Consider the following 12,389-nt stretch of genomic DNA (forward strand, 5'->3'; position numbering starts at 1 on the left):
TATAAAATTTAGAAAAATACTAAAAAAGTAAATTTTTCATGGTTCTGGAGTATGGAAAAACGCTATAAAAACTGTATATTAGCACGTTTAATAATGACAATTTAAATTTAATATACTTATGTCTGAAGGAGAAAAGTTGATTCCTATTAACATTGAGGAACAGATGAAATCAGCCTACATTGATTATTCAATGTCCGTGATTGTATCTCGAGCGCTTCCTGATGTTAGAGATGGCTTAAAACCTGTGCATCGTAGAGTGTTATTTGGTATGTACGAGTTAGGTGTAATGTCTAATAGAGCACATAAAAAGTCTGCCAGAATTGTAGGGGAAGTTTTAGGTAAATATCACCCACATGGAGATAGTTCTGTGTATGACGCTATGGTACGTATGGCTCAAGATTGGAGTATGCGTTATTTGCTAGTAGATGGACAAGGTAACTTTGGATCTGTAGATGGAGATAGCCCAGCAGCAATGCGTTATACAGAGGCTAGAATGAAGAAGATATCTGAAGAAATTCTTGCCGATATTGATAAAGAAACCGTTGATTTCCAATTAAACTTTGATGATACCTTAGAAGAACCAAAGGTTATGCCTACGCGTATTCCTACTTTATTGGTTAATGGTGCTTCAGGTATTGCTGTAGGTATGGCGACCAATATGGCTCCACACAATCTTTCAGAAGTTATTGATGGAACATTAGCCTATATCGATAATAACGATATAGAAATTGATGAATTGATGAACCACATCAAGGCACCTGATTTTCCTACTGGAGGAATTATTTATGGTTATGAAGGAGTAAGAGAAGCTTTCAAAACGGGACGTGGACGTGTAGTTATGCGTGCAAAGGCCAATTTTGAAGAAGTGGATGGTAGAGAGTGTATCGTGGTAACGGAAATTCCGTTCCAGGTGAACAAAGCCGAAATGATTAAGAAAACGGCAGAAGCAGTTAACGAGAAGAAAATCGAAGGAATTGCTACTATTCGCGATGAATCGGATCGTAAAGGGATGCGTATTGTATACGTATTGAAACGCGATGCTATTCCAAACATTGTATTAAATACACTATATAAATATACGCAGTTACAATCCTCTTTCAGTGTGAATAATATCGCCTTGGTTGATGGACGTCCGCAAACGCTTAATTTAAAAGAGTTAATCTATCACTTCGTAGAGCACAGACATGATGTAGTTGTTAGACGTACACAGTATGAATTGAGAAAAGCAGAAGAGCGTGCGCATATTTTAGAAGGGTTAATCATTGCATCAGATAATATTGATGAAGTGATTGCTTTAATTCGTTCTTCTAGCAATGCAGATGAAGCAAGAGCTAAATTAATTGAGCGTTTCGCTTTGTCTGAAATTCAAGCTCGTGCTATTGTAGAAATGCGTTTACGTCAGTTAACTGGACTAGAGCAAGACAAACTACGTGCAGAGTATGAAGAAATCATGAAGTTAATTAATCATTTGAGAGAGTTATTGGCAAGCAAAGAAATGCGAATGAACTTAATTAAAGAAGAATTAACCGAAGTAAAAGAAAGATTTGGAGATGAACGTCGTTCGGTTATTGAATATGCAGGTGGAGATGTAAGTATTACGGATCTTATTGCAGATGAGCAAGTAGTAATTACAATTTCTCATGCAGGATACATTAAGCGTACACCGCTTTCTGAATATAAGACACAAAATAGAGGAGGAGTAGGACAAAAATCGGCTGGTACAAGAGATCAAGATTTCTTGGAGCATATGTATGTTGCTACGAATCACCAATATATGTTGTTCTTCACTCAAAAAGGAAAATGTTTTTGGATGAGAGTTTACGAAATTCCAGAAGGAACAAAAGTAAGCAAAGGTCGTGCAATTCAAAACTTGATTAATATTGAGAATGATGACAAAGTGAAAGCATTTATCTGTACTCAAGATCTAAAAGATGAAGAGTACATTAACAATCACTATGTAATCATGGCGACCAAACAAGGTCAAGTAAAGAAAACACCATTAGAGCAATATTCGCGTCCGAGACAAAATGGTATCAATGCCATTACGATTAAAGAAGATGATGAATTACTAGAAGCAAAATTAACAGACGGTAAGAGTAAAGTATTAATTGCTGTGAAATCTGGAAAATTAGTTCGCTTTGATGAGGAGAAAACGCGTCCAATGGGAAGAACTGCGTCTGGAGTTCGCGGTATAACCTTAGCGGATGACAAAGACGAAGTAATCGGCATGGTATCTGTGAGTGATTTAAACAGTGAAATCTTAGTCGTTTCTGAAAATGGATATGGTAAACGTTCTGCTTTAGAAGAATATAGAGAAACGAATCGTGGAGGTAAAGGAGTTAAAACGATGAATATCAGTGATAAGACTGGATTATTAGTGTCAATTAACGTGGTTACTGACGCGGATGATTTAATGATTATCAACAAATCTGGATTAACGATTCGCATGCGTATCTCGGATCTTCGTGTGATGGGACGTGCGACTCAAGGAGTTCGTTTGATTAACATTAAAGGAAATGATTCGATTGCAGCTGTTTGTAAAGTAATGAAAGAGGAGGATGAAGAGGATCTAGATCAAGAGTTTGTAGAAATTGATGGAACAGTATTAGATGTCGTAGAAGATTTAGATGAACAAGTAGAAGACGATCAGCTAGACGAAGAAGACCAAGATCAAGAATAAATCAATAAAAACAACAGAGTTATGAATAAAAAATATGTTTATTTAGCAGCTGCCCTAATGATTTCAGGGCTTTCAATGGCTCAAAAGAAAGAGTTGAAAGATGCTGAGAAAGCAGTTAAAAAAGGAAATGTTGTAGAAGCTAATGCAGCATTAAAAGCAGTTGAAGGTGTATTAGGTCAAGCAACAAATGATCAAAAAATTCAATTTTACTATTTAAAATCGAATTTAGCTTTCCAACAAATTGAGAAAAATCAAGATTTCGATGCAAACGTTGATCGAATGGTAGAGGCTTATAAAGCAATCGAGGCGATTGACAAAAACAACAAATTTGCGAAACAAGCAAATGAGGAGTTAGGAACAGTAGCTTCGAAAGTTATTAATAAAGCAATTGAAGATAATAATTCTTCAAACTATAAAGGAGCGACTAAAAAGTTTAAACAGGCATTTGATATCAATCCAAAAGATACGTTGTATCTATACTACGCTGCTTCAACAGCAATTACGTCAAAAGACTATCCTACAGCAACTGCTTACTATAAGCAATTGATTGACTTAGGATACAAAGGAAATGAATCATACTATACAGCAGTTGAAAAAGCAACAGGTGAGGTTCAAAACTTTGGTAAGGATTCTAAAATGAGAGATGTATTAGTGAAACAAGGTACACATACAGATCCAAAATTAGTAAAAGAAGAATCTAAACGCCCAGAGATTGTTAAAAATTTAGCGTTAATCTATTACCAAGAAGGACAATACGATCAGGCGGAAAAAGCGATTGTTGAGGCAAGAAAAGCAAACCCAGATGATACAAACTTGATGTTAACACAAATGGATTTGTACTTGAAATCAAACAATATGGGTAAATATGAAGAGATTGCAAAAGAAGCATTAACTAAAAACCCTAATGATGATTTATTGTTGTATAATCTAGGAGTTACAAGTTACCAAGCTGGTAAAATTGAGGACGCTAGAAAATACTATGAGCAAGCGATTCGCATTAATCCTAAAAATGAAAATGCGTACTTAAACATGGCTTTCATTAAGTTACAACCAGATGAGGAGTTGACAAACAAGATGAATAGCTTAGGTATGTCTGCTGCAGATAATAAAAAATACGAGCAGTTGCAAAAAGAGAAGAAAGCAATTTACCGCGATGCTATGAATGACTTAGAAAAAGTATTAGCAATTAATCCGGCTAATGAAGAAGCAATTCAAACGTTAAAAAATATTTACCGTGCATTGGAAATGAACGATAAATTGAAAGCTTTAGAGGCAAAATAATATGTACTGACCTAAAGTAACTTTATAAAAAAAGAGGTAGAAATCTGATTTCTACCTCTTTTTTTTATACTTAAAACAGCTTTTCTCGTTGATATATACTTTATTTCATTGGTGTGATATTGGTTGAGATTAAAAATGCATCAATTGTGATAGTAAAAATGTATTTATCCTGTTTCTATACAAATTATGCATGAAATGAGATTTTAGAATGGATTGGATTTAAGATAATGCACCTCATTTGATGTATGCCTACTGTTTTTTTAGTTATATGGTCCCTTTTCAAGTTAAAAAGTATAAAAACTGGACTGAAAAAAATTGATTTGGTCCTTAAGAAGTCGTTGTACTCAATTTGCGATTCATTTATTTTTAAGTGAAAACCTTTATCGCTATTATTCTTGTTTGATGAACAAACGTACTTTGTTTATGATTTTTTGCGATTTTTAGCCTTTAGTGTTGAATTCTGTTTAATATTAATTTTGTATAAATTGTTAGATTTTAATTCATTTTAATTGTTATTATTTGTGATTATTTATAATAATTTGCTTTATGTATTGTATAATATTAATTGGACGTACCTTTGTTAAGGTATAATATTTAAGTATTATATAACACAAAAGTATAAATTATGAAAAGAAAAGTAATTCCTCTATTAACACTTATTTTATGTGGTTCAGCAATGGCACAAGTAGGTATCGGTACTAAGAGAGCTGCAAGTTCTGCTCAATTAGAGATTGTTGCTGAAAGAAAAGGAGTTTTAATCCCAAGGGTTAAACTTGAAGCCTTAACATCGTTTAATCCTATTGAAGGTGAGCAAGTTGAAAGTTTGCTGGTGTATCATATCGGAGAGAATAATCTTGAAGCAGGATTCTATTATTGGAGAAACAATACATGGATTCCTTTACTTTCTGGTGATACCATTACTGATCGTATGAATAATACTTTCACAATTGGCGCAAATCCAACAAAAAATAATGAAGAATCATTAATTATAACGGATAGCGAAAACCATAGTGTATATTTAGCTATTGCTGAAATAGCAAATAATGAGACTTTTATTACCAATTTAGTTGATAACCAATCGTTTATTACTAAGTTGGGAGATAATATTGAGTTCATCAATCAGATTACCAATAACAATGAGTTTGTTGAACAAATTATCAATAACTTAAAAGGGAAATACGGAAATGTAAATTACAATCCAACAACGAATACGTTTGTATTTTATGATGAGCAAGGTGTTGAACACGAGATCGACTGGTCTTCACTAAACACAACAAACGTTAGTTTTACCTTAGTGAATGACTTCTTAGTTGTTACTGATTCAGCAGGAAATGCAGTTCGCTTAGCCGTTGCAGAAATTGCCAATAATGAAACGTTCATTACTAATTTAGTAGAGAATCAAGAATTCATTACTAAGTTAGGAGACAACATTGAATTCATCAATCAAATTACCAACAACAATGAGTTTATTGAGCAAATCATCAATAATTTAAAAGGTAAATATGGAAATGTAAACTACAATCCAACAACAAATACGTTTGTGTATTATGATGAGCAAGGTGTAGAACACGAGATAGATTGGTCTTCCATTAATACAACGAACATTAGTTTTACGTTAGTGAATGACTTCTTAGTGGTTACCGATTCAGCAGGAAATGCGGTTCGTTTAGCTGTTGCAGAAATTGCCAATAATGAAACGTTCATTACTAATTTAGTAGAAAACCAAGAGTTCATTACCAAGTTAGGAGACAACATTGATTTCATTAATCACATTACCAATAACAATGAGTTCATTGAGCAGATTATCAATAACTTAAAAGGGAAATACGGAAATGTAAACTATAATGCAACAACAAATAAGTTTGTGTATTATGATGAGCAAGGCGTAGAGCATGAGATTGATTGGTCTTCCAATAATACGACGAACGTTAGCTTTACTTTAGATCAAGATTTCTTAGTGGTTACTGATTCAGCAGGAAATGCGGTTCGCTTAGCTGTTGAAGAAATTGCAAAGAACAGTACATTCGTTACCAACTTAGTAGAAAACGAAGAGTTTATTACTAAGCTAGGAGACAATATCGATTTCATTAAACACATTACGGAGAACAACGAATTCATTACTAACATCATTGAGGAATTAAAAGGAACTTATGGTAATGTTGGATATGATACTACAAACAACAATTTCTTCTATTACGATGAAAACAAACAACCAGTAGTAATTAGCTGGGATGTTTTAGGAAACACGAAGATTAAATCCTTTGAAGTAGACGAAGTAAATGATGTATTAGTGATTACCGATACAGAAAACACTCGTTTTACTGTTGCGATTGATGACTTAGGAAAAATCATTGCAAATAATGATGTATTTGTAACGGAATTAGTAGAGAACCAAGAATTCATTACTAAGCTCGGAGACAATATTGATTTCATCAACCACATCACCAATAACAATGAGTTCATTGATCAGATTATCAATAACTTAAAAGGGAAATACGGAAATGTAAACTATAATGCAACAACAAATAAGTTTGTGTATTATGATGAGCAAGGCGTAGAGCATGAGATTGATTGGTCTTCCAATAATACGACGAACGTTAGCTTTACTTTAGATCAAGATTTCTTAGTGGTTACTGATTCAGCAGGAAATGCGGTTCGCTTAGCTGTTGAAGAAATTGCAAAGAACAGCAAATTCGTTACTAACTTAGTAGAGAACCAAGAGTTCATCGCCAAGTTAGGAGACAATATAGATTTCATTAAACACATTACGGAGAACAATGAGTTCATTACTAACATCATTGAAGAATTAAAAGGAACCTATGGTAATGTTGGATATGATACTGCAAACAACAACTTCTTCTATTACGATGAAAACAAACAACCGGTTATCATTAGCTGGGATGTTTTAGGAAATACGAAGATTAAATCCTTTGAAGTAGACGAAGTAAATGATGTGTTAGTTATTACCGATACAGAAAACACGCGCTTTACTGTTGCGATTGACGATTTAGGAAAAATTATCGCCAACAACGATGTGTTTGTAACAAATTTAGTAGAGAACCAAGAGTTTATTACTAAGCTAGGAGACAACATTGATTTCATCAATCAAATTACCAACAACAATGAGTTCATCACCAATATTATTGAGGAATTAAAAGGAACCTATGGTAATGTTGGATATGATACTATAAACAACAATTTCTTCTATTACGATGAAAACAAACAACCAGTAGTAATTAGCTGGGATGTTTTAGGAAACACGAAGATTAAATCCTTTGAAGTAGACGAAGTAAATGATGTGTTAGTTATTACCGATACAGAAAACACGCGCTTTACTGTTGCGATTGACGATTTAGGAAAAATTATCGCCAACAACGATGTGTTTGTAACAAATTTAGTAGAGAACCAAGAGTTTATTACTAAGCTAGGAGACAACATTGATTTCATCAATCAAATTACCAACAACAATGAGTTCATCACCAATATTATTGAGGAATTAAAAGGAACCTATGGTAATGTTGGATATGATACTATAAACAACAATTTCTTCTATTACGATGAAAACAAACAACCAGTAGTAATTAGCTGGGATGTTTTAGGAAACACGAAGATTAAATCCTTTGAAGTAGACGAAGTAAATGATGTGTTAGTTATTACCGATACAGAAAACACTCGCTTTACTGTTGCGATTGACGATTTAGGAAAAATCATTGCAAACAACGATGTATTTGTAACGGAGCTAGTTAACAATCAGGAGTTTATTTCAAAACTAGGAAACAAGACAGAATTCATTGATGAGATTACAAACAACAATGAATTCATCACAAACATTATCAATAAATTGGAAAACACGTATGGTAATGTTGGTTATGACACAGTAAACAATAGTTTCTTTTACTACGACGATCAAAATAATAAACAAACAATTGATCTAGGAGCTGCAGTGAAGATGTATGAAACTTTGACAACACTTGAAAATGTGGTAACGACGGAAACAGATGAGCACGGACAAGAGTTTGATTTATACACTTTGACGTATAAAGATGAAAAAGGAGATTCACATCCTATTGATATTAATGTATTGGTAAAAGGAAGTGAGACTTTAACTACATTGACCTATGATCCAATCGAGCATGTTTTAACTTATGTGGATGAGCAAGGAACTAAATCCCTATTTAAATTGACTGATTTAGTTGGAGATGCAGAGTCTTTAACTAAGTTAGAATTTGATCCAGCTACAAATAGTTTACTGTATACAGATGAGAATCAGATTATTCATACTCTTGAATTAGAATCAATTAATAAACATCCTTGGTATGATACCACCACACAAAAAGTGGCGACTACAAACACGGCAAATATCTATACAAAAGGATGGGTGGGAATTGGATTTACTGAACCTTCTGACGCACCAAGTGAGAAGCTAAGAGTAAATGGAAGTATCTCAGCAGTAAATAGTTATTATGCGGACTATGTGTTTGAGAATTATTTTGATGGATATTCTTCTTTAAAATACGACTATGATTTCAAGAGTTTGGATGCTGTCGAAGATTATATTAAAGAAAATCGTCATTTGCCTGGTATTACACCTATTCATGAGTTGACTAAGTTAGATGGAGGATATGCTATTAATATTTCTGAGTTATCTATTCAGTTGTTAGAAAAAACAGAGGAGTTGTATCTACACATCATTGATCAAAAAAATGAGTTAGAAGAAAAAGAGGTGAAAATTAAACAGTTAGAAGAAAGCAATCAAAAGCTTCACGAACAGACAGCACAACAAAATCAAGAGATGTTGCACAAAATTGAGCAATTGGAACAAATGATTTTGGATTTAATGCAAAAAAACTAACTTTTTAAAAGAATAAATTATGTATACAAATACAAATACAAATATATATAAGGGGATGAAATCGATGATTTCGTTGTTATTGATACTATTTATTGGAGCTTTTTCCAGTATCGCCCAAACCAATATGACAAAAATAAAAGATGGAACTATTTCTGGATCAACTGCTGTTCCAAGTTTAGGAGCCATTCTTGAGTTAGAGAGTGTGAATAAAGGATTCTTGACACCTCGATTAACTACACAACAACGAGATGCAATTACAGCTAAAACAGATGGTTTATTAATTTACAATAAAACCACAGGTTGTTTTAACTATTGGAATACTGCACAAGATACTTGGCTAAGTATTTGTGGTACACCACCACCTGCAGTATTTGAAATTACTGATATACAATGTTCAGCCATTACAACTCACGGTGTTTTTAAACAAGGAACTTATTTAAATGCGAGTAACTTTTTGACTATACCTGTTACAGTTACACAAGCAGGAACATACGAAATTATTGCTACGACTGTGAATGGGTACTATTTTATGGCTAAAGGAACTTTTCCAGCATCTGGAAATTATACGTTGACTTTAGAAGGACTTGGAACGCCTAACATAGGATACAATGCAGGTGAAAATGGAGATGTATTGAAAATTACATTAAACAGCAGAGAGAGTACTTGTATTGATAAATATGTATTCGTTGAAAAAGCGGCAGTGGACTTCGTATTGAATTGTTCTAATATTGAAGTTGAAGGTAAATATTATGTTGGTAAAGAATTAGGTGCAACAAATAAACTTAAGCTTGAAGTAAATGTTATGACTACTGGATATTGGAATATTACAACCAATACAGTAAATGGTTATGCATTTACAGGATCAGGTACTTTTACGTCAACAGGAACCCATACTGTTGAGTTATTGGGAACTGGAAAACCTACAGCTTCTGGAACGGATTTGTTCAATATTTCAGCGAATTCGAATACACCTACAAGTTGTTCTGTAATTTCTGTTATTGTTGAACCTGTTAAATTCACAGTAGACTGTAATAGTGCAGTAATCAATGGGGAATTCAAACAAGATGAACCTGTAACAGCTTTGAATACTGTAACATTAACAGTAAATGTTGAAGCTACAGGAACAACATCGATTCAAACCAATACAGTTGGAGGAGTTTATTTCTCTTCTGGTCCTCTTTCTTTTGAAGAACTTGGTCCGAAAGAAATTATTTTAACAGCTATCGGAACACCAACAGTAGCGGGTACAAACACATTTACATTGAATCAAGCTACAGGAATGGTTAGTACGTGTTCTTTTGATATTAATGTAACAAGACAACCGGTAGCTTATAGCTTAATTTGTAATTCAATTGTTGTTCGAGGGGATTATGCACCAAATATTCCAATGAATGCTTCGAATACAATTACATTAAATGCGAGTGTTGAATACATTGGAGCGTATACCATTTCTACTAACACAGTAAACGGTGTTACGTTCACAGCAAGTGGAACATTTACAAGTACGGGATTACAAGAAGTTGTTTTAAAAGGAAATGGGACACCTTTAAATGGTGGTATCCACCGATTTACAATTACAACAAATAGTAGTTCTGGCGGAAATACATGTAATACAAATATTGAGTTTGTATATCGTAGAATGAATGTATTAGGCCTTGGTGGTGGTACATACCAACCAGGTACAGCGTCTAACTCACAATCGTCAAGAGCAATTCTTCAAGCTAATTCTAACTTTGGTCCAAATGGAAAAGTAAAAACAGACGGTATAAGAATTGTAAATGGAGGTACAAATCAAGGTACAGCACTTAAAAACTTAATCAATAATAATAAAATTGATATTATCGTAATTGGGTATAACTATATTCCGAATGCGGCGACTATTGCAATCTTACAAGAATTTGTTAAGGTGAAAAAAGGAGTACTTATTCATTCACAAGAGAACACTAGTAGTTCTGTTGAAAACTTAATTAATGCAATTGCAAATTCGGGTAGTACCAGTGTATCTGGAACAGGAACTACTTATATCAACCCAATTCTCAATGTGGATGATGATATTTTAAATGGACCTTTTGGAGATATCAGAGGAAAAGCAGGGGGTAGTGACGTGAATAACTCATACTATGTGACTGGATATTCTAGTGAATTCATGAGTTTATCGCATCAACAAGGAAACCCATCTCGTTCTTGGTTTTTGAAACACAGAAACTTAGGATATGTCTATATTGGTGATAGTGGTTGGACTGCTGGAGATTCAAGCAATTCATCTACAACAATTTGGCCTTGTGCAATTACTGCTGGAGGAACTCCAATTAGCAAAAATTACAATGGAGGAGTAACGGTTTACAATAGTATTATGTATGCAAATACAATGACTTGGGCAATAAAATATGCACAAGAGCATACAGATGTAAACTATGACTTAAGATAGTTTTCAATACAATGAGTTTAGTACAAGCTAAACTCATTGTTTGATCAAAAAGATTAAAATACAACACGTGTTTTAATTGAGTATTAATTTTATTCACTTAAACAGATGAAAATTAAAATAATACAAACGAGCCTATTACTTTTAATAGGAAACGTTACATATAGTCAAGAACCTTTGTCCATTGTTAATACAGGAACATTATCAATTGCTCCAGAAAGTCTTATGTCTTTTGAAGGTACCTTTGAAAATCAAGTATCTGGAGATGTTACAAATGATGGAACTGTGCTATACTATCATGACTTTATCAATGATGGAGGATACGGTTTGACTAAGGGGAGGACTACTTCAACTACGATTTTCACAGTTGAAGGTATGCCAACAACAGCGAAACAAATCAAAGGAAATGAGATTGCCTCCTTTTACAATGTGATTTTTGATAGTCCAGTGAGTAAAGTAGCCTTTGATTTAAGAAATAATATTGATGCCTCTGGTTTGGTTGATTTTCAGCAAGGAATCATTTTGGTTGATTCAACCTATAACCCAGTCACGAAGGTTTCCCATGGGATGTTTACCTTTAAAAAAGGAGCTAAAGCTCAAGCTATGGGAGATGCATCTCATATTCAAGGAGCGGTGGAAAAGATTGGAAATGAAGTTTTCATTTATCCAATAGGGGATGGCGAACGATACCGTCCTGCTCGAATTTCAGCCCCTAAAGCTGAAGGTGATATTTTCGTCGGTCAATATGTTTATAAAGATGCCGCCTTTTTCGCCTCCCGTCCTAACAAAGTTGGAGTGATCAAGGCCATCAATGACCAAGAATATTGGATTATCGATAAAGGGTCCGACAAGCAAAGTGATGTTTTGTTGACACTCACTTGGGATGAGTCGACTACTGCACCTGAAGTTTTAACCAATCCAGAAGAAGAATTACACATTGTTCGCTGGGATGCCAAGCAACAGCTATGGGTTGATGAAGGCGGTGTAGTAGATATGTCTACCAAAGAAGTGACAACTATTGGAACAGTAAAAGGCTATGGATTTTTCACCTTGGGTACAGTTAAAAAGGACTGGATTCTAGATGGAGATATTGTGATCTACAACCTGGTTACTCCTGATGGAGATGGGAAGAACGATTACTTTATCATTGA

General features: G+C 34.0%; 5 protein-coding genes. All 5 read left to right on the forward strand.

Going from position 1 to position 12,389, the window contains the following annotated elements:
• Nucleotides 1-118: 118 nt before the first annotated feature.
• A complete protein-coding gene (gene gyrA / locus AWV75_RS16285; protein ID WP_060875372.1) occupies nucleotides 119-2,680 on the forward strand; it encodes a DNA gyrase subunit A in 2,562 nt (853 codons plus the stop codon).
• Between the two features lie 21 nt (nucleotides 2,681-2,701).
• Entirely contained in the window at nucleotides 2,702-3,961 is a 1,260-nt protein-coding gene (locus AWV75_RS16290) for a tetratricopeptide repeat protein (RefSeq protein ID WP_060875373.1), read from the forward strand.
• A gap of 625 nt (nucleotides 3,962-4,586) precedes the next feature.
• Nucleotides 4,587-8,813, forward strand: a complete 4,227-nt coding sequence (locus tag AWV75_RS19165; protein ID WP_060875374.1) for a hypothetical protein — start codon at nucleotides 4,587-4,589, stop codon at nucleotides 8,811-8,813.
• 19 nt (nucleotides 8,814-8,832) lie between these two features.
• Nucleotides 8,833-11,241 (forward strand): hypothetical protein, encoded by a 2,409-nt coding sequence (locus tag AWV75_RS16300; protein WP_197429598.1) that lies wholly within the window; start codon nucleotides 8,833-8,835, stop codon nucleotides 11,239-11,241.
• A gap of 105 nt (nucleotides 11,242-11,346) precedes the next feature.
• On the forward strand, nucleotides 11,347-12,389 hold a 1,043-nt coding region (locus AWV75_RS16305), incomplete at its 3' end, for a hypothetical protein (RefSeq protein ID WP_060875376.1).

Source organism: Myroides odoratus (assembly GCF_001549985.1).
GTDB lineage: Bacteria > Bacteroidota > Bacteroidia > Flavobacteriales > Flavobacteriaceae > Flavobacterium > Flavobacterium odoratum_A.

Bases quoted from the DNA above. Each gene is read 5' to 3' on its own strand.
- AWV75_RS16300 (WP_197429598.1), top strand. From the start codon at position 8,833: ATGTATACAAATACAAATACAAATATATATAAGGGGATGAAATCGATG.
- AWV75_RS19165 (WP_060875374.1), top strand. From the start codon at position 4,587: ATGAAAAGAAAAGTAATTCCTCTATTAACACTTATTTTATGTGGTTCA.
- AWV75_RS16290 (WP_060875373.1), top strand. From the start codon at position 2,702: ATGAATAAAAAATATGTTTATTTAGCAGCTGCCCTAATGATTTCAGGG.
- gyrA (WP_060875372.1), top strand. From the start codon at position 119: ATGTCTGAAGGAGAAAAGTTGATTCCTATTAACATTGAGGAACAGATG.